Annotated in this window: 12 protein-coding genes and 3 pseudogenes; 6 read left to right on the top strand and 9 right to left on the bottom strand. The window is 35.1% G+C overall.

Annotated elements, in window-relative coordinates; genetic code table 11:
- Nucleotides 1–97: 97 nt before the first annotated feature.
- The 9 genes from ACPWTF_RS05885 to ACPWTF_RS05925 all read right to left on the bottom strand — a co-directional run bounded on the left by ACPWTF_RS05885 (nt 98) and on the right by ACPWTF_RS05925 (nt 11964).
- The gene (locus ACPWTF_RS05885; protein WP_427874786.1) at nt 98–1237 is read right to left on the bottom strand and encodes an exo-beta-N-acetylmuramidase NamZ family protein; all 1140 of its coding nucleotides are present in this window, start codon (nt 1235–1237) and stop codon (nt 98–100) included.
- A gap of 195 nt (nt 1238–1432) precedes the next feature.
- Nucleotides 1433–2740: a serine hydrolase domain-containing protein gene (locus ACPWTF_RS05890; protein ID WP_427874787.1), complete on the bottom strand. Its 1308-nt coding sequence runs from the start codon at nt 2738–2740 to the stop codon at nt 1433–1435.
- Nucleotides 2741–2743: 3 nt separating this feature from the next.
- Complete coding sequence (locus ACPWTF_RS05895) at nt 2744–4522, bottom strand: beta-N-acetylhexosaminidase (protein WP_427875735.1); 1779 nt, start codon at nt 4520–4522, stop codon at nt 2744–2746.
- Nucleotides 4489–5247, bottom strand: coding sequence for a family 20 glycosylhydrolase (locus tag ACPWTF_RS05900; RefSeq protein WP_427874788.1), 759 nt, complete (start codon nt 5245–5247; stop codon nt 4489–4491). The genes ACPWTF_RS05895 and ACPWTF_RS05900 overlap by 34 nt, the downstream gene beginning before the upstream one ends.
- Nucleotides 5248–5260: 13 nt before the next feature.
- Entirely contained in the window at nt 5261–6742 is a 1482-nt protein-coding gene (locus ACPWTF_RS05905; protein ID WP_427874789.1) for a glycoside hydrolase family 10 protein, read from the bottom strand.
- 342 nt (nt 6743–7084) lie between these two features.
- The gene (locus ACPWTF_RS05910) at nt 7085–7315 is read right to left on the bottom strand and encodes a hypothetical protein (RefSeq protein ID WP_427874791.1); all 231 of its coding nucleotides are present in this window, start codon (nt 7313–7315) and stop codon (nt 7085–7087) included.
- Nucleotides 7290–7913 carry an alpha/beta hydrolase gene (locus tag ACPWTF_RS05915; protein ID WP_427874792.1) on the bottom strand — a complete coding sequence of 208 codons (624 nt, stop codon included), beginning with the start codon at nt 7911–7913 and terminating at the stop codon, nt 7290–7292. Before ACPWTF_RS05915 ends, ACPWTF_RS05910 begins: the two co-directional genes overlap by 26 nt.
- Before the next feature lie 55 nt (nt 7914–7968).
- Nucleotides 7969–10884: an FAD-binding and (Fe-S)-binding domain-containing protein gene (locus ACPWTF_RS05920; RefSeq protein ID WP_427874793.1), complete on the bottom strand. Its 2916-nt coding sequence runs from the start codon at nt 10882–10884 to the stop codon at nt 7969–7971.
- 330 nt (nt 10885–11214) lie between these two features.
- The gene (locus tag ACPWTF_RS05925) at nt 11215–11964 is read right to left on the bottom strand and encodes a DeoR/GlpR family DNA-binding transcription regulator (RefSeq protein WP_095929098.1); all 750 of its coding nucleotides are present in this window, start codon (nt 11962–11964) and stop codon (nt 11215–11217) included.
- Nucleotides 11965–12214: 250 nt separating this feature from the next.
- Between ACPWTF_RS05925 and ACPWTF_RS05930 the strand changes: the two genes are divergently transcribed.
- The 6 genes and pseudogenes from ACPWTF_RS05930 to ACPWTF_RS05955 all read left to right on the top strand — a co-directional run bounded on the left by ACPWTF_RS05930 (nt 12215) and on the right by ACPWTF_RS05955 (nt 24595).
- Complete coding sequence (locus tag ACPWTF_RS05930) at nt 12215–15502, top strand: SusC/RagA family TonB-linked outer membrane protein (RefSeq protein WP_427874794.1); 3288 nt, start codon at nt 12215–12217, stop codon at nt 15500–15502.
- Nucleotides 15503–15527: 25 nt separating this feature from the next.
- Complete coding sequence (locus tag ACPWTF_RS05935) at nt 15528–17261, top strand: RagB/SusD family nutrient uptake outer membrane protein (protein WP_427874795.1); 1734 nt, start codon at nt 15528–15530, stop codon at nt 17259–17261.
- Nucleotides 17262–17513: 252 nt separating this feature from the next.
- Entirely contained in the window at nt 17514–18716 is a 1203-nt protein-coding gene (locus tag ACPWTF_RS05940) for an exo-beta-N-acetylmuramidase NamZ family protein (protein ID WP_427874796.1), read from the top strand.
- Between the two features lie 300 nt (nt 18717–19016).
- A pseudogene (gene murQ, locus ACPWTF_RS05945) lies at nt 19017–19843 on the top strand (N-acetylmuramic acid 6-phosphate etherase).
- Nucleotides 19844–20013: 170 nt separating this feature from the next.
- Nucleotides 20014–21523, top strand: a pseudogene (locus ACPWTF_RS05950) (sodium:solute symporter).
- Nucleotides 21524–21597: 74 nt separating this feature from the next.
- Nucleotides 21598–24595, top strand: a pseudogene (locus ACPWTF_RS05955) (glycoside hydrolase family 3 N-terminal domain-containing protein).
- Nucleotides 24596–24645: the final 50 nt, after the last annotated feature.

Genomic DNA, 24645 nt, shown 5'->3' on the forward strand with positions numbered 1-24645 from the left:
CTTACCGTACCAATAAAGCATACCAGTTTTATAATTATAACTAGTCCGGATGAATAAATGATCTATTTTACAAAAATCTAAGTAAATCTGAGAGATATTACTTATAAATCAAATATTTAGCACGCATTTTTTTAAATGCTGCCACACCTTCTTTCCAGCTGTTTCTAATTTCTTCTTCCGAAATTCCGGCTTCGATCTGCTGTTGCAATTTTTCATTTCCAGCACGAATGGCAAATTTTCTTTTGTCAAAAAACTTCGATTTATCAGAAGTGGTCTGATAGGCTTTAATAAGCCATTTTATTTCTAATCGGTTTATTTTTGGAATTGCAGATAAATCTTCTCCGTTACATTCCACGCCTTTATACAAAGGATCTTTATCGCCAAAATTAGGTTTTGGAGTAAAAGCAAAATCACTTTTTGGAAGATAAGGTGAACCGTAAATCTGAAATTGCTTTTCAGTTCCGCGTCCCATGCTCACATTGGTTCCTTCAAAAAGGCATAAACTCACATATAAATTAATCGATTGATCGTTTGGTAAATTTGGCGAAGGTCGTACTGGAAGACTATAGGTACTTTTTCTGGTATAATTCGAACACGGAATTATGGTCAACTTACATTGAATTCCGTCTTTCAGCCATTTCTGTCCGTTGATCATTTTGGCTTCTTCGCCCAAAGTCATTCCGTGCAATAAAGGCGTTGGATGCATTCCGATACCGCTTTTAAAAGCAATGTCCAAAACCGGACCGTCGACAATCGCGATATTCGGATTGGGACGATCCAGTACAATCAGTGGAACATTGTTCTCAGCGCAGGCTTCCATAATGCGGTGCATTGTAGAAACATACGTGTATAATCGCGTTCCAACATCCTGCAAATCAAAAATAATAATATCGATTCCTTTTAATTGCTCTGGTGTCGGCTTATTGTTTTTTCCGTATAATGAAGTAATGGATAACCCTGTTTTAGAATCTATTTCGTCCGATACATGTTCGCCCGCATCTGCCGTTCCTCTAAAACCGTGTTCTGGCGCAAAAATGGTTTTGATTTTTACTTTTTGTTCTACTAAAAAATCGACTAAGTGTTTTTCTTTATTGATAATTCCCGTTTGATTGGTTACGATTCCAACGGTTTTGCCTTTTAATAATGGCAAATATTTTTCAGAATTCTCAGCTCCTGTTTTTATTTGCTGCGCAAAAGAAACTGCTGAAATTAGTATGCAAATTATTATATTTTTCATGGTAATTATTCTTTTATTTTGCCACAGATTAAAAGGATTAAAATGATTTTTGACTCTCGCAGATTCCGCAGATTTAGCAGATAATTTTAATAATAAAATCTCCTAAATCTGCGGAATCTGCGAGAAAAAATTTTAGATTTTGTGTCAAAACACAAAAATCATTTTAATCCTTTTAATCTGTGGCTAAAAAACTTTTTAATATTTATTAATCTGTCTCCAGATTTTCGTACTAAAATCGTCTTTATACATTAATCGGTTTGTTCTTGTTGGGTTAACTCGATTGGTTAGAATGATTAAAAATCTATTAGTATTTCTATTCATAAAGAAAAAAGTTCCTGTGAAACCCGTATGTCCAAAATCGTCTTTTGTAAAAAACTCGTCTGTTTTTCTTTTATCAAAACCTAAACCTCTATAAATTCCCTCTTTCGCAAGTGGCGAATCTGTAAACTCTTTTACGACATTTGCTTTTAGAATCTGTTTGCCTTTGTAATTTCCGTTGTTCATTAACATTTTGCAGATAACGGCAATCGATTCTGCGTTGGCAAATAAACCTGCATTTCCAGAAACGCCTCCAAAAATCGCTGCCGATTCATCGTGCACATAACCTTTTACAGTATCTTTTCTGAAGAAATTATCTACTTCAGTCGGCATTACGTTTTCGATCGAAGTCCATTTTAAAGGATTATATCCAATTTTTGAAATGCCTAATTCGGTATAAATTTCATTTGTGAACTGATCGAGTTTTTTTCCCGTTTTGGTTTCTATCATTTGTTTCACCAAAAGCAAATTTAAATCGCTGTAAAGATATTTCCCTCTCGGATTTGTATTGGCCTTCGCAATCCTTTCATAAACCGACGGATAAAATTCTGGATTGAGCCACATGTTTTTATAAATCTGAACCCAATTTTCTTTTGGTTCAAAAACCAAATATTTAGAATCGTAAACAATGTTTTTGTTCACATACATATTATCAAAAGGTTCAACATATTGCTCTGATTTTTGATTGCTCAAAAAAGGCGAATTATCTGGTGTAGAAAGCAATGCTTGATAAAAAGTGATACTTGGTGTTAATCCAGAAGTATGCGTTAACAACTCAAAAAGTGTTAAATCTGAAATTGCTGTATTTTTATAAAACGGAACAATTTCGCCAACTTGATCTGTCAATTTAATTTTTCCATCTCCAACCAAACGCATCGTTACCAATGTCGCTCCTAAAACTTTAGACATCGAAGCCAGATCAAAAACGTCATCTGATTTTACTAATTGCTTTTTAGTATAATCATGATAACCATAATTTTTGGAAATCAGATTAAAATCTCCAGTACCTACGATAATTTGTGCTCCTGGGAAAAAGCCTTTTTCCAGAGCATTTGTCATCATTGAATCAATGTAAACTTTATTTCGTTCTAAACCATCTGGTTGTTTTGAGTTTTCCTGAGAATAGCCATTTATTCCTAAGAAAATCAAGGAAACAATTATAATTTTGATACCAATATTTTTCATAGTCTATGGATTAATTTTTAAGTCCTGGCCTGCCATCAAAGGCTCGTTATTGGTTCCTGTAATTTGTATTCTAACCGCTTTTACAGGCTGTTTCGGATAAATGGATGCGTTTCCGTAATCAAAATTATCGCCTTTTATAAAATCAGTTCCATTATATGAAAACTCCACAAAACCATTATTAATGATAAATCTCGGATGATGTGGAATTCCAGTTAAAACATCAATTTTAGAAGATGTTACAGGATTGGTAAAAGTATATAAAATCCAGTCGCCCTCTTTACATGCGACATCGGTACGCAAATACGATTCTTCATTATAATCTTGCAGATTCGAAATTGGAAACTTCGGATTTTCTTCCATCGAAGAAGTTACTTTCACTCCTGGTTCCTGATAAGGCGAACAATTGAATTTTACATTTGCAGCAGACTTTTTCTCCTCTTTATTTTCTACCGTAAAATCTAATCTATAGGTATTTTTTTCATTATAATTTTCAATCAGAAATCTCAAACGAGGTTTTGATTTTAACCCTTTTTCGTCTGCATACGTCTGCACTAATTTATCATTTTCAAAAAGCGAAACATTTTTGATTGTTCCGTTTGCTCCGTCATCAGTTGGATTAAATGTCAGATACCAAATGCCTTTTTTATCAACATGTTCCGAAATGTTTTCAGAAATAGTCAAAACTTCAGCTTTTGAAGTATTCCAAGTTGCAACAGGCAATTTCTCCACTTTTACAACTGGACTTGCCGAAGTTTCATTGAAGAAAACTCTAAACATATAATGCTCATAATCTTTGGTTTGAATTGATCCTGTGTACAAAGGCGATTGTCTCGTTGGCTCATTTCCGTCTTTATCAAATCGTACAATAGCACCTTCATAAGGCGACGTTACGGTAATCGTTCCGTTTTTATAAATTGCCGTTGGAGGAAAATCTCTAAATGCAATTCCCATATCTGCCAATCTTTTTAAATGGCTATTGGTTAATCTTCCATAAAAATCATCCCAGTTTTTATCTTCTTTTTTAGACCATCCAATTTCAGACAACGCACTGATTCTCGGATAACTTTGGTATTCCATAATTCTTGCAGGACGATCCAAATATTCGCTCCACAAAGCACCTTGAACTCCAATTATATTTTTTTGTTCTTCTGGTGTTAAATCAGCATCAGGAATTGGTTCGAATGAATACGCTCTTTTTGTATCAGTAATTGCAGCCCAGCGATGACCTCGTTCCGTTTCAGATTGCGCCATATCAAAATACAGAAATTGTCCCGGCATCATGATGGTTTTGTATCCTTTTTTAGCCGATTCAATTCCGTAACTAATTCCCTGCCAAGCAGAAATCAGCGTATTTGGATTGATTTCTCCTCCTTTCAGGATTTCATTCCATCCATCCGTTTTTTTATGGTATTTATCTACAATTTTTTGAACTCTTCTAAAGAAATAATTCTGAAGTTGAAAACTGTCCGTAAATCCTTCTTTTGCCATCAAAGCTTGACATTTTGGACAATGTTCCCAATTCGCGCGATTCACTTCGTCTCCCGCAATATGAATATATTCAAAAGGAAACAATCCAGATACTTCTCTAATAATCGAATCCAGAAGATCATAATTTTCTTCGCGTCCTACACACCAAACATTTTTTACTTCGCCCTGAACACTTTTTAGTTCCTGCGTTATCGCGCAGCCCACTTCTGGATACGAAGCCGTTACAGCACGTGAATGTCCCGGAATTTCGATTTCTGGCATTACAGAAATACCGCGATTTGCTGCATAAGCCACGACTTCTTTAATATCTTCTTGTGTATAAAAACCTCCGTAACGTTTGTCTCCAGAACCATAAGATGGAAGCAAAACTTCGCCTGGACAGCTCTCCAAGCTCCTTTTAGAGTTAAATCGGGCATCGATTTTATTTCGATTCTCCAGCCGTTATCATCAGTTAAATGCCAGTGAAAAACATTCATTTTATGAGCAGCCAACCAATCGATATAATTTTTTACGGTTTGTTTATCGAAGAATTGTCGTGAACAATCGAGCATCATTCCGCGCCAGTCAAAACGAGGATAATCTTCAATTTTCACAAACGGAAGAGCTCCTTTTTTGACTTCTTTTGCAGAGCAAATTTGCAGTAAAGTCTGGAATCCGTTTAAAACACCTTTATCCGTTTTTCCTTTTACGAAAATTCCTTTTTCGTTTATTTCTAATTGATAACCTTCATTTGGAAGATCCAATTTCTTATCTACTAAAAATGAAATATTATTTTTTCCGTGTTTTTTTCCAATGGAAACAATTGGGGTAATTCCAGTATTTTTTGAAAAATCTGCAGTGATATAATCGACGCTATTTTTTAGTTTTTTGTCTACAACCATTTTTAATGGTGAAGGAAAAACAAACTGTCCCGCACTTTGCTGAACGGATACAGGTTTTGGTATTATGTCTAATTTTTGGGCTTGTACAAAACTAAGTGAACTTACAAATATGGCTAGTAGAAGAATACTTTTTCTCATTTCTTTTTATATTTTATTTTATTGAAAATTCAATCGGACTGCTTTCTGTCTGGGTCTGACTCAAAGCGGTGAGCGCATAAACGTAGTTTTCCAAATCTGGGTTTGGCACTTCTAGTTTTAGAGCCGTTGTCACATAATAAATATTCTGAGGATTTGAGAAATCAGTAATTTTCCCTTTTGGAAATCTGTAGATCACATATTTTTTGTCGTTTAATGTCGCTTTCCAAGTTAAAACTGCTTTGTCACCTTTTTTAGCAATTACTGCATTTGTTGGCACTTCAGGTTTTAATCTGGTAATTCTGTTTGCTTCTGGCGTTAAAGCAATGTATTTGTATTCTTTTTGAAGAAGAGGCTGTCTAAGCGTATCTCCCTTTTTTAGGAAAGTAGAAGCAGTAAAATGCATCGAACCCTCAATTTGAGGCATTTTACGAATCATTTCAATCTGTTTTACAATTTGATCTGGACTTCTCCATTCTGGTTCTTTAGCAGTAGTTGAAATTTTGTAATCGCCATGACCCACATAAACATTTGCTCCATATTTATGTTCTGCCCACCATTTTGCCAAAACTTCAAAATTGGCTCTGTCAAAACCAATGTGCCAATAGATTTGAGGTGTTACATAATCAATCCAGTTTTCTTTTTGCCATTTTAAGATATTCGCATACAAATCATCATAATTGGTTGCTCCTGCTTTTGTATTAGAACCTTGTGAATCTTTGGCTATATTTCTCCAAACTCCAAATGGCGAAATTCCGAATTCGACTTCTGGTTTATTAGCGATAATGGTATCTCTAATTTGTTTGATGATTAAATCGACATTGTCTCTTCTCCAATCGTCTTTGTCTTTAAACTGGCGCGGTTCTTTGGCAAATGCTTTTTCATCTGGAAACTCCTGCCCTTCAATTTTATACGGATAAAAATAATCATCCATATGCACGGCCTGAATATCATATTTACGAACAATTTCGCCCACAACAGAAGCCACAAAATCTCTGGTTTCTTTTAAACCCGGATTAAAATATCTCGTTTTTCCGTACGTCAGGAAAAGGTCTGGTCTTTTAAAATATAAATGATTTTTTGAAAGCACATCTCTTACCGTATCTTTTTGAACACGATACGGATTAAGCCACACATGAACGTTCATTCCGCGTTTTCCTGCTTCGTCAATCATCATCTGCAACGGATCAAAACCTGGCGCAACGCCTTGAGTTCCGGTTATCCAATGCGACGCTGGTTCTTTGGTCGATTTGTAATACGCATCGGCCGTTGGGCGAATTTGAAAAATTACAGTATTCATATTGTAAGAACGTAGATTATCCAAAATGGCAATCATTTCGTTCTTCATTTCTTTATCTGATAATCCTGGTTTAGAAGGCCAGTCGATATTTTCTACGGTAGAAATCCAAGTGGCTCGCATTTCTCTTTTTGGAGACTGCTGACTGAATATTTTGGTCTGAATCAGCAATACCAAAATCATAATTTTTAGGCTTTTCATAAATTATTATTTTAGGTAGTTAGTATAATATTGTTGGCAGAAAATTTTAACCGCAAAGGGCGCAGTGGTTTACGCTATGTTCGCAAAAGTTTCTTTTCAATCATTATTTTTTAATCTCGCAAAGTCGCAAAAGCGCAAAATTTTTCTTTTTTTAAGTCTTTTGAATATTCTTTGCGCCTCTGCGACTTTGCGAGCAATCTCATAGAGTAAAGAAGAAAACTTAAAAAAATCTTTCTAATTTAGATTGGCAAAAAAATACCTAACAGGTTTTGAAAACCTGTTAGGATAACCAACCAAAATTTATGCATTACAAATTATCGGTAGTTCGCAATGCACTTAACGTTACTTTGTTTTTATGTTTTCGTTGAAGAAATCATGAAAAAACAGCAGCTGATATTTTAAAGAATTCTCCCAGTATTTAAGATTATGTTCGCCTGGGCGTTCGATATAATCGTGATTTATTTTTAGATCCAACATTTTTGCATGCAGTTCTCTGTTTACTTTCATAAAGAAATCATCAACTCCGCAATCAATAATCAGTTTTAGTTTATTGTCTTTTACCAAGTCCAGCATATTGGTCACGGTATTCTGATTCCAGTTTTCTGGGAATTCTGTAATTGGAACCTAATCGTTTTTTGATATCCCAATTTTCAGGAAACGGACGAAAATCTACCCCTCCGCTCATACTTCCTGCAGCGCCAAATACATCTTGATGTTTGAATGACAAATACAAAGCGCCATGTCCGCCCATACTTAAACCTGAAATGGCTCTTGCTTTACGGTCTGCAATTGTTCTGTACTGTTTATCAATAAACGGGACTAGTTCTTTTACCACATAAGTTTCATATTTAAAACTCGGATCGATCGGACTGTCAAAATACCAGCTTGAATAATTTCCATCTACACCAACCACTATAAATCCGTATTGATCTACTTGTTTTCCTAGTTCTTTAAAATCTTTCGCCCAAGAACCATAATTTCCGCTATAGCCATGAAGCAAGTAAACCACAGGAAATGATTTTTTGCTCTTTTTATAATTCTCTGGAACCACAACACAAGTTTTAATGTTCTTCTGCATCGAAGGACTAAAAATTTGCAAAGTGTCAACCTTCGCCGCTTGGACTGCAAAGGCTATAAAAAGAAGAAAGAAAGTGTAAATTGTTTTTTTCATAATCGATGTTTTTATAAAATAATATTTTTGAAAAGCACTGGGAAAATACAAAAAATTATTTCAAACAATCTTTTAAAATGGTTACGGGATGCACGGCCTTTCTGCTCGTTCCGTCAAAAATCTGATGGCGGCAGCTGGTTCCCGCGGCTGCAATTTCTGTTGAAGGTTCTGTTGCCCTGATTTTCGGAAACAAAGTATCTTCACCCATCTTCATACTGATTTCGTAATGTTCTTTTTCATATCCAAATGAACCCGCCATTCCGCAACAGCCAGAATTATAAATCGTAACCGTGTTATTTTTTGGAATATTCAGCATCGCAAAAGAAGCTTCTACACTACTCAATGATTTTTGATGGCAATGCCCATGAATTTTGATATTTTTCTCTTTCTCAGAAAATTGATCAGCGTGAATTTTTCCGTTTCCAATTTCTCTTTTGAAAAACTCTTCGACCGTAAAAGTATTTTTAGCTAATTTCTCCGCACTTTCTTTGTCTGCAGCCAATCGGAGATATTCGTCTCTGAAAGTCAATATGGCCGAAGGTTCAATCCCGATTAAAGGCGTGTTTTCAGAAATTATATTTTTAAAGGTATTGATGTTTTTATTGGCAATTTCCTGCGCTTCTTCCAGAAAACCTTTTGAGATAAAGGCTCTTCCGCTTTCTTCATGATCGATTATAATTACGTTGTAACCTAACTCTGTTAAGAGTTCGTACGCATCGATTCCGACTGAAACATCGTAATAATTGGTAAATTCATCACAAAAAAGATAAACGCTTCCATTCTCAAAAGAGCTGTTTGTATTACCCTTTTTGTTCTTTTCGTACCATTTTCTAAATGTCTTTGGAGCCAGTAACGGCACTTGTCTTTCAGGCGCAATTCCCATACGTTTTTTAACGAAAGAAAGGTTGGATGCCCAATTGGTAACGGAGGGCGCAATACTTCCCAATTCATTCAATTTTGAATTGAAAGCAAAGATTTTATTTCGAAAAGAAAAACCATTTGCTTTTTGGTATTGGTATAAAAATTCAGCTTTTAATGTCGCTACGTCTACGTTACTCGGACATTCGCTCGCGCAGGCTTTACAGCTTACACACAATTCAAAAACCTTATACAATTCTTCGTAGTCAAATTTATTTTCTTTTTCCGAATTCGTTAGATATTCTCGTAAAGCGTTGGCACGTGCACGCGTTGTATCTTTTTCGTTTCTTGTGGCACGATAACTCGGACATAAAGTTCCGCCCGCTGATGGCATTTTTCGGCAATCACCCGAACCGTTACATTTTTCGGCAGCACGTAAAACCCCTAAGCTATCCGAGAAATCCTGAATCGTTTTTATTTCCGGTTCTTCTCTTCCTGCTTCAAAACGAAGGTTCTCATCCATTTTAGAAGCATTTACAATTTTCCCAACATTCAAAATCGTATTGGGATCAAATGCTTTTTTAACTCGTTTTAGCAGTTCGTAGTTTTTATCGCCAATCATAAAAGGCAGAAACTCGCCTCTTAAGATTCCGTCGCCATGTTCACCGCTTAACGAACCTCTATATTTTTTTACCAGATGCGCTACTTCAGTAGATAAATTTCTGAATTGATGCAATCCTTCTTTTGTCTTCAAGTTTATCTTCGGACGCAAATGCAGCTCTCCCGCTCCAGCATGCGCATAATAAATGGCACTTTGTCCGTGTCTTTCCATCATCGCTGCAAAATCGGCAATATAATTTGGGAGATCACTTAGTTCAACCGCTGTATCTTCAATAGAATCGGCAGCTTTATCATCTCCAACAATACTTCCTAAAAGTCCGAGACCTGCTTTTCTTACCTCGTTTACTTTGTCAATATCGGTTCCGTAAATTTTGGGCAAGGCATATCCGAAACCATTAATTTGAAGATCTTTAATCAAAGCATCGGCCTGCATTTCGGCATCTTCCATACTAATGTGCGATCCAACTTCGAGCATAATCACTGCTTTTGGTTCGCCTACAATAAAAAATCGGTTTTTAGCCTGTTCTCTATTGGTTTTGGTGCAATCTAAAATCGTGTCATCCATCATTTCGCAAGTGTACAAATGATGTTTCATGGCAGTGACAACGGCTTCCAAGCTTTCTTGAATGGTATGAAAATGTGCCACAACCATAATATTGTTTACTGGTGGCAGATCGTCTACTTTTAAAGTGATTTCTGTCGTAAAGGCCAACGTTCCTTCACTTCCGCAAAGGAGTTTTCCTAAATTGATGGTATCTTCTGTTCCCGAAAAAAGCTTCGATTTCAGCAAAACATCAATTGCATAACCTGTATTTCGTCTGTGAATTTCTGGTTTTGGAAATTCTTTTAAGATTTCTTCCTGATTTTCTTTATTCGAAAGTTCTTCGTAAATCGTTTTATAAATTTTATTTTCTAAAGAATCTCCTTTTGTTTTCTCAATAAATTCTTCAGAAGTTAAATCTTTAAATACCGCTGTAGTTCCGTCACTTAAAACGGCTTTTATTTCTACAATTTTATCTCGGGTAACACCATAACGAATTGAAGTTGTTCCCGACGAATTATTTCCAACCATTCCGCCAATCATACATCGATTGGTTGTGGATGTTGTTGGTGAAAAAAATAATCCGTGTGGTTTTAGATATAAATTCAGTTCATCACGAATTACTCCGGGCTGAACCGTTATGGTTTTCTTTTTAGGATCAAAAGAAACAATTTTATTAAAATGTTTCGAAACATCGACAATGATTCCGCTTCCAATAGTTTGTCCCGCCAAAGAGGTTCCTGCTGTTCTGGGCGTTATTGAAATTTTATTTTTGGAAGCAAACCGAATAATATTTACAATATCATTTTCTGATTTCGGAATCGCCACGGCAAGAGGCATAATTCGATAAGCAGAGGCATCTGTGGCATATATTTTTTTATGAAGGTCATCATAAAAAAGAGTTCCTTCTAGTGAAGTTTCTAATTCTTGTAGTTGGAGAGAATCGGACATTTAATTGGTTCTGTTGCTTTTGGTTCTTTAATAGATGTTTTATTCCTGCACTTCGCTAAAAAAGCTATTCGCAAAAACAATACATTCTAAATTTTATTAGAATTCAATATTTATTAAAGTTCCTATTTAGAAGCTTCTAACTTCCTCAAATACAGCACAGAAATGGTAAGCAAACGAAGGAATGATTTTCATAAATATATTTGACTAATAAAATTAGTTTTAACAAATATAGATACAAAAAGCATATAAATACATTATTTTGCGTTTTTTAACATAATAAATTTCAAATAACGCAACAAAACGCAAAAACTATCTTATATAAGTTTAACATTATAAGATAAAGACTCCAGATTTTCTATATTCATCTAATTTTTCATCTTCTGGATCTAATTCTGTTACAATAGTATCCAGCTGGGTAAGATCGCAAACGCCATGAGGCATTTTGGTATTTAATTTATTGGAAGCAAACATCGAAACCACTCTATCAGAAGCTTCTATCATTGCTTTTTTTACAATTGAGATTTCGTAACCTACTTCTGTAAGTCCTTGTTTGATATTAATACTGCTGGCACCAATGAAACAAATATCGGCTTTAATTTTAGAAACCACCTGAATCACATCCATACCTATTGTTACCATTGCGTTTTTCTGCATTTTTCCGCCAATAAAAATCAAATCGATATTAGGATGCTGAGACAACTGCATGGCTATTGGTAAACTATACGTATATATTGTAGCTTTCAAATCGGCCGGAATTAACTTTGCAAAAACCAAATTAGTGCTTCCTCCACTCATTATAATAACCTGATCGTCATGAAGAAGAGACAATGCTTTTGTTACGATTTGCTTTTTCTGTTCTTCTGCAGTTATGGCAATATCAAATACATTTGCTGGTTTCTCTTTAACTTGAACGGCGCCGCCGTATACTTTCTCTAACTGCTTTCTGCTATCCAATTCGTTCAAATCTCTTCTTATGGTATCTTCAGACAAATCGAGAGCCAAAGCTAAATCTGTTGTAACAACTTTTTGGTCTTCAATAAGTTTAGTCATTATGTATTTATGTCTCTCGGCTTTCAGCATTTTTTTTATAAAAGTTAAAATTCATCACAAATATATCAAATATTTCATTCTATATCAGAAAAGAGCCCAAAAACTGCAAAATCATGCATTAGTAAGATTTTAAAAACAAAATCAATAGTTATTTTTTATCAAAACTTGCGTTATTTTGCGTTTTTTAAATTATTTTTAGAAAAAAAATTCAAAATAACGCATTTATATGCAATAAATAAATATATTTGCTCAACAACAACCATAAAAAACCAGATTAATCATGAAAAAGTTACTCTTTATTTCAGTGTTGTTTTTGTGCATTCAAGCAGCATTTGGACAAGCAAAAACAGTTACTGGAACAGTAAAAAGCAAAGCAGACGGAATTCCAATTCCAGGAGTCAGCGTCGTTATTCAAGGAACAAATAATGGCACAACCACTGACTTTGATGGAAACTACAGCATTTCTGTAGCGCCGGGACGAACTCTAAGCTTTAGTTATATGGGTTATGAAACTCAATCAATTAAAGTGGAAAGCCAACAGAAAATAAATGTTGGTCTTATAGAAAGCACTTCGAAATTAGACGAAGTTGTTGTTGTAGGTTTTGCTTCTCAGAAAAAAACGAACTTAACAGGAGCTGTTGCCAATATTGATGTTGCTAAAACAATTGGAAGCAGACCTTTAACTGATGTTAGTAGAGCTTTACAAGGTACTACTCCGGGTGTAAACATTAATTTTAACTCAGGAAATATTAACCGTGCCGCAAAAATCAACATTCGTGGAGCGGGTACAATTAATGGTTCAGACGATCCTTTAATATTAGTTGACGGTGTTCCTACCGACTTATCATTGATTAACCCAAATGATATCGCAACGATGTCTGTACTTAAAGATGCGGCTTCTGCATCTATTTATGGTGCTCGTGCTGCGTTTGGTGTTGTTCTTATTACTACAAAAAGCGGAAAAACAGGCGAAGGAAAAGTGAGATTTTCGTATTCAGCAAATACTGCTTTTGTAAATCCAATTTCTACACTTAAATTCTTAGATCCAACAGAAGAAATTCCAGGATTGATCGCTGCAGGAACAAGAACGGATGGTTCTACTCCAGAGATTTTTGGTCAGAACTACAGCATTTTATTAGACGGAATTAAAAACTGGAAACAAAAATATGCAAACAATCGTACCAGTAATGAGATGGTTTATGGAGAAGATTGGGAAATAAAAAATGGTGTTCCTTATTTTTATAGAGTTTGGGATGCAAATAAAGAATTGTATGCCAGTAATGCGTTACAAACAACGCACAATGTTTCTGCTCAAGGAAATTTAGGTGATAAAAGTTCATTCTTTGCTTCGTTCGGATTGACCAACCAAGATGGTATGTTAAGAGTAAATCAGGAAAAAAGACAAAGAATCAACATCAACTTAGGTTTCACGACAAAACTAGCAGATTGGCTTACTGGAGATTTCAAAGTAATGACAATCAACAGTTCTTACGATCAGCCTTTTAACTATTATGGAGGTTCTGGAACCGATGACACAGGTTACGGAGGTTACTTTGGTTATGCGCTACGTTGGGGGCAATATTTCCCGAATTTTGGAACTTACAGAGGATACAATTTCCGTACAGCTGGAGGATATTTATCTAATGCTTCTAGAAACGAAAACAATAAACGCAATACAAGGTTAAGCGCTAGATTTACAGCGGATATTACAAAAGATTTAAACCTTATCACTGAGGTAAGCAGTGTAAACGATTACTACAACAGAAAACAAAATGGTGGTAAATTCTTAGCATGGGATAGCTGGTCTGCAATGCCATACGATGCTACTACAATTCAGACTGCTACTCCTGCAACTCTTGAAACAGGAAATGATTTTGTTGGACAATCAAAACAAGAGTCAACTACAAATGTGGTAAACATTTATGGTAACTATAAAAAACAATTTGACAAGCATAATTTCAAATTCTTAGCTGGTTTCAACTCAGAATGGCAAAATTTATCTCGCAACTATGCAAGAAGAAATACGCTTTTGGACAAATCTAAACCAGAATTTAACCTTGCAGTAGGAGAACAATTTGTTTCTGGAGCTGCAAACACAGATTTAAACCCAACAGAAACAGAATACTCAATTGCAGGTTTCTTTGGACGTGTGAATTATGATTACAACGGAATTTATTTAGTAGAGCTTAATGCTCGTTATGATGGTTCATCAAGATTTCCAACTAACGAACAATGGGGATTCTTCCCTTCTGCTTCTGTAGGATACAAAATTGTGAACGAGAAATTTATGGAAGGAACTCGCGGATGGTTAAACGATCTTAAATTGCGTGGTTCTATCGGATCAATCGGTAACCAAAATGTTGGAAACAATGCTTTCTTATCGATCATGACAGCTAAAAATCCTTCTTGGGTAAATAGTGGTGCTACTCTTCCACCTTCTACAAACTTACCAACAAACGTAGATCCTGCATTAACTTGGGAAAAAGTAATGACAAAAGATGTGGGTATCGATGTTAAAATATTTGATATGCTTGGTGCTTCTTTTGACTGGTACCAGCGTGATACAAAAGGAATGCTTGCTCCAGGTATAACACTTCCGGGTTCATTTGGACAGACTTCTGCACAAACTAACTCTGGAAACATGAGAACTCAAGGTTGGGAGCTTTCATTAAACTTTAATAAAAATTTAAGCGAAACGGCTTCTGTTTTTGTTGATCTTGCTTTATCTGATTCTAAATCGGTTATTACAAAATGGAATAACACTTCTAAACTATTAGCTTTAGTTACTCCAGATACAAAACCTTATTATGATGGTTACGAAATTGGCCAAATCTGGGGATTAACTAGTGACAGACTTTTACAGGCTGATGACGTAATTACGAATAACGGAAAAACGGTAAATGGTGTTGACTACTCTAAAACAATGGGTGGAAACTTTAAATATGGGGCTGGAGACGTTCACTACGTAGATATAGATGGAGATGGCGCTATTACTCGTGGAGCTGGAACTGCTGATGATCATGGAGATTTGAAAAAAATTGGTAACTCAACTCCTCGTTACAGATACGGTATTACATTAGGTGGTAAATTCCGCGGATTTGATATTTCTACTTTCTTCCAAGGAGTTGGAAAACGTGATTACTGGGCTGCTTCAGATGCTGTATTGCCTTTCTTCCGTGCGCCTCAGCAAATGTACGCCAACCAAGCAGATTACTGGACTCCAGAAAACACAGATGCTTATTTCCCAAATCCATACTATGGTAACGAAGCAAATACTTTTGGGTCAGGTACTCAAGGTCAGAACAACTTTGTTACTTCGACAAGATATTTGTTAGACATGTCTTATTTCCGTCTAAAAAACTTTACTATCGGATATAATTTGCCAGTAGCTCTTGTGAAAAAAGCAGGATTAGAAAAAGTAAGATTATATACTTCTGGTGAAAATATTGCGACTTGGGCAGACAAACGTCTTCCTGTAGATCCTGAAATCGACGAAACAGAAGTTTTCTGGGGAAGAGCTTATCCTTACACAAAAACATGGTCAGTTGGTGTTGATATCTCTTTCTAATCTCTAACTATTCAAAACTCTTACAATGAAAAAATATAATATAAAATCTAAGTTTCTGCTAATGTTTGCTACTGCTTTACTTGCAGGAAGCGCAGTTAGCTGTTCAGATTATCTTACTGATGATCCTGCAGATAAATTTACAAACGATAACTTTTGGCAGTCAGAAGATAACGTAAAAACCTTTTCATGGCTTAATTATGATACTTTTTATGGTTATGGAAACGGAACTACAATTGGACTTTCTTTCTTTTACTATCATGGAAGTGATTATAGAGTAGATGATAACTTGTCTGCCTTTACTTTCTATCAAATGCCGGTTACAGCTGCAACTACGAATCTTTATTCTTGGAATGAATATTACACGCTTATCCGTCGTTGTAACTTGATGCTGGAAAAAGTACCAACAGTAAGTATGTCTACGGAGAAAAAGAACCACTATATTGGAGTTGCTAAATTTTTTAGAGCTTATACGTATTTCCGTTTAGTGCAAAAATTTGGTGATGTGCCGTATACTGATCAATATTTAGCTCAAGGTGACGCAGAAGTTTATGCTCCTGCAAAACCAAGAGCCGAAATTATGGACAAAGTAATTGCAGAATTGCAAGAAGCTGCAGACTTAATGTTGGTTAGCGATGATAAAAACGTTACAGCAAATAAATACACTGCTTACGCAGCTTTAAGCAATGCTTGTCTTTACGAAGGGACATACAGAAAATACCATTTAGGACAAGATGGAAGCGCTTACTTAAACAAAGCAAAAGCAGCTTCATTGATGATCATGAACAATCCAAGCTACAAATTGAATGCAGATTGGAAAGGACTTTACAATTCAGTTGAATTACTTGGAAATACTGAAGTGATATTGGCAAAACGTTACTTAACAAACGTATTAATGCACTCTCTTCAAAACTATACGAATACTTCAACCATTCAGTATGGTTTAACAAAATGGGCAGCTGATAGCTACGTAACGACAAACGGATTACCTATTCAGCAAGCTGGAAACAGCCAATATACTGGTGACGATACGGCTGCTAAAACATTTGCTAACAGAGATCCTCGTTTTGGTAAAACGGTTAATCCTGCTAACTACGGCTACAAAGGAAAACCTTTTGGTACAACTGCTTTGGTTTCTATGTCTGGTTATGTATTTGAATTGTACAACAACCCTGCTACAACAGGTCCAGATGTAACTACTGGAGGACGTAACTACACAGACGCTCCGTTATTTACTTTAAGCGAAGTATACTTAAATTATGCTGAGGCTTGCGCTGAGTTAGGAACAGCAACCAACAGCGATCTTGATTTATCGATCAATAAAGTTCGTGCACGTGCAGGAATTGCTCCATTAACTACTGACGGAGTAAATGCTTCCGCAAATGGTGTTCAGATTAACGACCCAAGAAGAACTTCTTCTTTAGAGCAATTAACTGGTGTTGTAAATCCGTTAATCTGGGAAGTTCGTCGTGAACGTCAAATTGAGTTCATGAGTTGGACTACTTTAAGACAAGCTGATATTTACCGTTGGAAAAAAGGAGATTACCTAGACACTAGCAAAAACCCTGACGTGAACTTAGGAGCTAGAATTGGAACTCCAGTTGGATCGCAAACTGTTGTGGACGGAAATGGATATGTGAAAATATACCCAGCAAGCACAAGAACTTTCGAACCTAAGCACTATTTAATGAACATTCCAACGAATGACATTGATTTGTACAAAGCGCAAGGTGTCGATTTAAAACAAAATCCAGGCTGGTAATTCGGTAAAACTGAAAAACCGCATCTAATACAACTGCCTCCGACGTGAGACTTTTCGGAGGCAGTATTTTAAAACACTCTTTTTAAACACATTGTGACCAATAAAAAAGCCAAATAAAAAATTACTCCTGATTCATGCAGGTTATATCTTGTTAGTTTTTAGATTCCCCAAATCTGCATAAAACATTCATATACTCCGATAAAATCTTAATTTTATTAGTCCATTTTGTCTCTAACTAATAACTGTATTAAAATGATAAAATTTATAGCAAAAAGTGCTTTTGTTACAGCATTTCTGTTTTATAGCCCGTCATATTCTGCAACCATTCAGCCAGATAAAAACGTTATTTCAGCAGAAATTAACAACGCTGTTATAAAAACAGGTGCAGACAATTACGAAAAATATTTACCGCTTTTAAAAGATAAAAAAGTTGGAATTGTAACCAACCAAACCGGAATTTTATCTGATAAAACGCATGTGGTTGATTTTCTATTGGAGAAAAAAATTACTGTTCAGACTATTTTTGCTCCCGAGCACGGATTTAGAGGAACAGCCGATGCCGGTGAACATATCGTTGATGGAAAAGATCCGAAAACAGGTCTTCCGATTATTTCACTTTATGGCGACAACAAAAAACCAAAACCAGCGCAGTTATCTGGAATTGATGTCATGATTTTTGACCTGCAAGATGTAGGAGCACGATTCTATACCTACATTTCTTCTTTGCATTATGTAATGGAAGCTTGTGCAGAAAACAATATTCAACTTATTATTTTTGATCGTCCAAATCCAAATGGTTCAATTGTAGACGGACCACTTTTAGAAAAAGAATTTACGAGTTTTGTCGGTATGCACCCTATTCCGCTCCTTCACGGAATGACAATTGGTGAATATGCGCAAATGGTAAATGGAGAAAAATGGCTCAAAGAGGGCGCTCAATGTAAACTAACCGTTATTCCTTGTGTAGATTACAGCAGAACAATGCCATATAGTTTATTGGTAAAACCATCTCCGAATTTACCAAATGACCAGTCTATAAATTTATACGCAAGTCTATGTCTTTTTGAAGGAACAAACGTAAGTATGGGACGCGGAACTGAGAAACAATTTCAAATCTACGGTTCTCCATATTTAACCAAAACCAATTTCAGTTTTACTCCGAAACCCAATTTTGGCGCAAAAGATCCTTTATACAATGGAAAAGAATGTTTTGGAGAAGATTTAACTCAATATCCAAAATTAAAACAATTAGAATTGAAATGGCTTATTAAAGCGTACCAGAATACCAGCGACAAAACAAAATTCTTCAACGCATTTTTTACCAAACTGGCTGGAACAAAAAAACTACAGCAGCAAATTGAAAGCGGTGTTTCTGAAGCTCAGATAAGAAAGACTTGGCAGAAAGATCTAGAAGCTTTCAAAAAAATGCGAACAAAATACCTGATTTATAAATAATATTTCTAATTCAGTTCCTTTAGACTTAATTTTTTAAACAATAGAAACATAGACTTTGATAGACTTACACAAAAGCGTTTCATTAGCATAAACACACACATATATATTGCTATGCAGAAATGTAGTTCTCTTTGGTTTGCTTTTTAAAGATTGGTTACCTTTTTAAACAAAAATCAAAACCTGTGTTTCTATGTTTTAAAAATTAAATTCTATTCTAATAAAAATATCAAACTATTAATGTAAAATAGAGAAGCCTGATAGTAGAAAAATCTCGGTTTCAACAATCAAAAAAAAAGAAAAATGAAAAATAAAAATCCTGAAACTGAACAAGAATCTTTGTACAAAGACTTGGATCAAATGAGCGTGAAAGAACTTCTTACAAACATTAATACAGAAGACAAAAAAGTTCCGCATATTATTGAAGAGCAGATTCCTAAAATAGAAAAACTGGTTAAGGCCATTGTAAAAAAAATGCAATTGGGCGGAAGATTATTTTATATCGGAGCTGGAACTTCTGGGAGAATCGGAATTTTAGATGCATCTGAATGTCCGCCAACTTTTGGTGTTCCGCATGATATGATTATCGGAATCATTGCCGGTGGAGACACTGCCATTAGAAAAGCGGTAGAAAATGCAGAAGATGACACCGAACAAGCATGGAAAGATTTGGCTAAGTTTGAAATTTCAAGTTTAGATATGATTATCGGAATTGCTGCTTCTGGTAATACGCCATACGTTTTAGGAGCGCTTAAAAAAGCTAAAGAACACAACATTAAAACAGGAAGTATTTCTTGCATCAGTAACGGACTTATTGCTCAAGAAGCTGATTATCCGATCGAGTTAATTGTAGGCCTGAATTCTTAACAGGAAGTACAAGAATGAAAGCAGGAACGGCTCAAAAACTTACTTTGAATATGATTTCAACTTCGGTAATGATCAAATTAGGAAAAGTAAAAGGCAATAAAATGGTTGATATGCAGCTGTCTAACGAAAAATTGGTTAAACGCGGTATCAAGATGATTATGGAAGAACTTGGCATTGAATATGATGTTGCCGAAGAATTACTGCACACACATAAAAGCGTTAGAGCTGTACTTTCAGCTCACAACAAAAATCAGGAAAACTAAAACCACACTATCAAAATCTTTTTATAGATTTATACAAATTCAAAAGCTGAATAAATTCATTTTTTGGAGTTTTTAACACCGACCTAACAGAATAAAATCTGTTAGGTCAATTAAAAAATCTTCTCGATTTGAATTATTTATAAAAACCAAAAAAACACCAAAACTATAAAATGACACCAAGTACCATCCTTCTCCTTATTATCATTTATTTCGGAACATTATTCTATATATCGCACAGAGTCAGCAGAAAAGACAGCGGAAATGAAGCCTTTTTTACTGCCAATAAAAATTCAAAATGGTATTTAGTTGCTTTCGGAATGATCGGAACAGCGCTTTCTGGAGTAACCTTTATTTCTGTTCCTGGAGAAGTTGGCGCACCAAGCGGTGAACAATTTAAATATTTTCAGTTTGTATTAGGAAATGCACTTGGTTTTATTGTCATTACAAAGCTTTTACTGCCTTTATATTATAGAATGAATCTGACTTCTATTTATGGATATATTGAGCAAAGAATGGGCTTTTTCAGCTATAAAACAGCAGCTTCTATTTTCTTAATTAGCCGCACAATAAGTTCTGCTTTCAGATTGTATTTGGTTGTAATTGTTTTACAGCGTTTTGTATTCGATTTTTATCATGTTCCTTTTGCGTTTACGGTTTTAATTTCATTACTACTAATCTTTTCTTACACTTACAGAGGCGGACTAAAAACGATTATTATTACCGATACTTTACAAACCTTTTTCCTTGTAACTTCTGTTTTTCTTACTATTTATTTCATTTGCGACCGAATGGATTTAAGTGCGATAACTGCTTTTGAAGAAGTGAAAAACAGTAATTATTCTAAGATCTTTTTCTTCGATGATTTCTTTGGAAGTAAATTTCATTTTGTAAAACAAATTCTGGGCGGAATGTTCGTAACCATTGCCATGACAGGTTTGGATCAAGATTTAATGCAAAAAAACTTGAGCTGTAAAAACATTGGCGAAGCACAAAAAAACATGTTCACTTTTACAGGAATCTTTGTTGTAATCAATATTTTCTTTTTGAGCGTTGGAGCACTTTTATACATCTATGCAAACAAAAACGGAATTGCAGTTCCAACCGATTTAGTTACCGGAAAACCAAGAACCGATTTGCTTTTCCCTGAAATTGCATTAAATCATTTAGCACTTATTCCTGCAATTGTATTTTTACTAGGAATTATTGCTGCCACTTTTGCTACTACAGATTCTGCCCTAACAGCCTTAACAACTTCATTTTGCGTTGACTTTTTAGGAATGGACAAAGCAGAAAACAGCCATAAGAAAAACACCGTAAAAATTAGACATTTAGTGCATATCAGTTTTTCCATTTTAATCTTTTTTATCATCCTAATTTTCAACTCAATCAATGATAGTTCAGTCGTAGGAATGATCTTTAAAGTTGCTTCGTACACTTACGGTTCGATTATTAGGATTATACGCTTTTGGGTTATTCCAAAAATCAAGACATGTAAACGACAAACTGGTTCCGTTTATCTGTTTGCTTTCTCCATTGTTTACTTATTTTATCAATGAATATTCTAAAGTTTTATTTGCAGGATATGTTTTTGATAATGAATTAATTATACTAAACGGATTAATTACTTATTTAGGATTATTTATAACCAGTTCACGCAGTGAGAAAGAAATAAGTTTCTAATTCAGCTTAATACTATTGATGAATCAATTTGAATTTAAATGCATTAAACTCAAACTGATTCTTAAAAAAATGATATGAAAAATCCATTTATAAAAATCAGTCTATACGCCGCTTTTATATTTTTAATTACCAATTGCGCATCCAAAAAAAATAATGGTGCAGCAGATGATAAAAAGGATATTCCTTTACAAGACACTGTTGTTTACGTACCAAAAAACACTTCAGAGAAAAAAAACTTCTTTAAAGATTCTGATAAAGAAACCGCTTGGGTTGACAGCATTTACAGTAAAATGACCGTACAGGAAAAAATCGGGCAATTGTTTATGGTTTCTGCCTATTCCAATAAAGATTCTGTACATGTTAACCAGATCAGTAAAATGATTGAAGATTATAAAATAGGAAACGTTATTTTCTTTCAAGGCGGACCAGTTCGTCAAGCGAAATTAACCAACTTATATCAGTCAAAAGCAAAAGTACCTTTAATGATCGGAATCGATGCCGAATGGGGATTAGCCATGAGATTAGATTCAACGTATCGTTATCCTTGGAATATGACTTTGGGCGCTATTCAGGATTTAAGTTTAATTGAAAATGTGGGAAGAAATATGGCTGCCGAAAACAAACGAATCGGCGTTCATTTCAATTTTGCCCCTGTTTTAGATATTAATACCAATCCGAAAAACCCAATTATCGGAAACCGTTCTTTTGGCGAAGATAAAGTTAATGTAACCGAAAAAGCTCTTGCCTTAATGAAAGGAATACAAGGAAATGGCGTTTTCTGTACCGGAAAACACTTTCCCGGACATGGCGATACTTCAACCGATTCGCACCACGCCTTGCCTACCGTTAATTTTTCTAAAGAACGAATGGAATTAGTTGAACTCTATCCGTACAAAAAACTGTTTGACGAAGGTTTGGCTTCTGTTATGGTGGCGCATCTTAATATTCCGAGTTTAGAATCGCAGCCAAATTGTCCTTCTTCGGCTTCTTATAATGTGGTTACCAATTTGCTTCAAAAAGAATTAGGTTTTAATGGCTTAATTTTCACAGATGGTCTGGCGATGAAAGGAGCTGCCAATTTTAAAGGTTCGTGGAGATCTAGAAATCGCTGTTATTTTAGCAGGAAACGATATTTTACTTTGTCCAGAAAATGTACCAGTTGCTTTTCAGAAATTGGAAGCCGCTTACAATGAAAAAGTGATTACTGAAGAAAGATTAGCACATTCTGTTAAAAAAATTCTTCATTTTAAATACAAAGCAGGACTGAACAAATACAAGCCGATTGATTTAAACAATTTATACAATGATTTGAATCCGTCGCAAAATGATGCTTTGCATTATAAGTTGTATGAAAATGCTATTACGGTTCTAAAAAACGAAAAAGAAATTCTACCAATAAAAGATTTAAGCGAAAAAATCGCCTATATAAAATTGGGTGAAGATACCAATAGCTCTTTCGTTTCTACGCTAAAAAAATATACTGAAATTACAGAAGTCAGAGACACCAATCTTGACAGTCTGAATAAAGAATTGAAAAAATTTGACAAGGTTATTATCAGCTATCATAAAGTAAACAAAGCTTGGGAAAAACAAGAATTCACATTACAAGAAATGCTTTGGTTGAAAGAAATTGCAAAACACAACAAATTGATTTTGGACATTTTTGCAAAACCATACTCGCTATTATCAATCAACAATTTTGATGATATTGAAGGATTGGTGGTTTCGTATCAAAACTCAGATATTAGTCAGGTTGTTTCGGCAGGATTGCTTTTTGGTGCTATTGAAGCCAAAGGAAAATTGCCTGTTTCTATAAATGATGCTTTCCATGTAAATGATGGTTTAACGACCGAAAAACTAAATCGTCTGGCTTTTACAGCTCCAGAAAATGTAAATATGAATCCGGCGATTCTATCCAAAATTGACGTTGTGGCACAAAAAGCAATTGATGGTAAAATGGCACCGGGAATGCAGGTTTTAGTTGCCCGAAAAGGAAATGTTATTTTTCAGAAATCGTACGGAGCGCAAACTTATGATAACGGCAAGAAAGTAACCGATTCAGATTTATACGATGTAGCTTCAATTTCAAAAATGATTTCAACATTGCCAAATGTGATGCAATTGTATGATAAAAACAAAGTAGAGCTAGACACCAAACTGAAAGATATGTTGCCTTTTTTTGCCAAAACAAACAAAGAAAACATCACTTTCAAAGATCTATTAAATCATTATGCAGGACTTCAAGCATGGATTCCGTTTTACAAAGCAACTTTAGACAGCAACAATCAACCTTCTGAAAAATACTATCGAAAAGCAGCTGAAAATGGTTTTACAACAAAAGTTGCCGAGAATCTTTACATTCGAAATGATTATCATGATACAATTATGAAAATTATTGCGGAAAGTCCAGTGGCTCTGAAAAAAGAATACAAATACAGCGACTTTACTTTTATCATTTTAAAAGAATATTTAGAAAGAAAAACACATAAAAAACTAGAAGAGTTGAGTCAGGAAAATTTCTACAGTACACTAGGAATGACGCATACGCTTTATAATCCGTTGGATAAATTTGATAAAAGCAATATTGCTCCAACTGAAATTGATAACTATTTCAGACATCAAGTTATTCAAGGGTATGTACACGACATGGCCGCGGCAATGGAAGGCGGAGTTGCAGGTCACGCAGGAATATTTTCTAATGCGATGGATGTAGCCAAAATGATGCAGCTTTATCTGCAGAAAGGAAATTATGGCGGTATTCAATATTTTTCTCCACAGACTTTTGATGCTTTTAATACGTGCTATTACAAAGATCAAGGCGTTCTGCGCGGACTAGGATTTGATAAAAGAGTGCACAAAGGCGGGCCAACCTGCGACTGTGTTTCTGAAGCAAGTTTCGGCCACACAGGATTTACAGGAAACATGGCTTGGGCAGATCCAGAAACCGAAATTGTGTATGTTTTTCTATCCAATAGAACGTATCCAGAAGTAGTAAATGACGAAAATAAATTAGCCAAAGGAAAAATCAGAGAAGAAATCCAACAGATCATTCAAGACGCGATAATGAAATAAAAATTCCAAATTTTAAATCCCAAATTCCAAACTCAAAGAGCATAAAAAAT

Origin of the sequence: Flavobacterium sp. MMS24-S5 (genome assembly GCF_050320125.1) — a bacterium.
Taxonomy (GTDB): domain Bacteria; phylum Bacteroidota; class Bacteroidia; order Flavobacteriales; family Flavobacteriaceae; genus Flavobacterium; species Flavobacterium tyrosinilyticum.

Excerpts from the sequence above, each read along its gene's own strand:
- ACPWTF_RS05905 (WP_427874789.1), bottom strand. The coding sequence starts at position 6,742 with ATGAAAAGCCTAAAAATTATGATTTTGGTATTGCTGATTCAGACCAAA.
- ACPWTF_RS05915 (WP_427874792.1), bottom strand. The coding sequence starts at position 7,913 with ATGAAAAAAACAATTTACACTTTCTTTCTTCTTTTTATAGCCTTTGCA.
- ACPWTF_RS05885 (WP_427874786.1), bottom strand. The coding sequence starts at position 1,237 with ATGAAAAATATAATAATTTGCATACTAATTTCAGCAGTTTCTTTTGCG.
- ACPWTF_RS05935 (WP_427874795.1), top strand. The coding sequence starts at position 15,528 with ATGAAAAAATATAATATAAAATCTAAGTTTCTGCTAATGTTTGCTACT.
- ACPWTF_RS05930 (WP_427874794.1), top strand. The coding sequence starts at position 12,215 with ATGAAAAAGTTACTCTTTATTTCAGTGTTGTTTTTGTGCATTCAAGCA.
- ACPWTF_RS05925 (WP_095929098.1), bottom strand. The coding sequence starts at position 11,964 with ATGCTGAAAGCCGAGAGACATAAATACATAATGACTAAACTTATTGAA.
- ACPWTF_RS05890 (WP_427874787.1), bottom strand. The coding sequence starts at position 2,740 with ATGAAAAATATTGGTATCAAAATTATAATTGTTTCCTTGATTTTCTTA.
- ACPWTF_RS05910 (WP_427874791.1), bottom strand. The coding sequence starts at position 7,315 with ATGCTGGACTTGGTAAAAGACAATAAACTAAAACTGATTATTGATTGC.
- ACPWTF_RS05900 (WP_427874788.1), bottom strand. The coding sequence starts at position 5,247 with ATGAGAAAAAGTATTCTTCTACTAGCCATATTTGTAAGTTCACTTAGT.
- ACPWTF_RS05920 (WP_427874793.1), bottom strand. The coding sequence starts at position 10,884 with ATGTCCGATTCTCTCCAACTACAAGAATTAGAAACTTCACTAGAAGGA.
- ACPWTF_RS05940 (WP_427874796.1), top strand. The coding sequence starts at position 17,514 with ATGATAAAATTTATAGCAAAAAGTGCTTTTGTTACAGCATTTCTGTTT.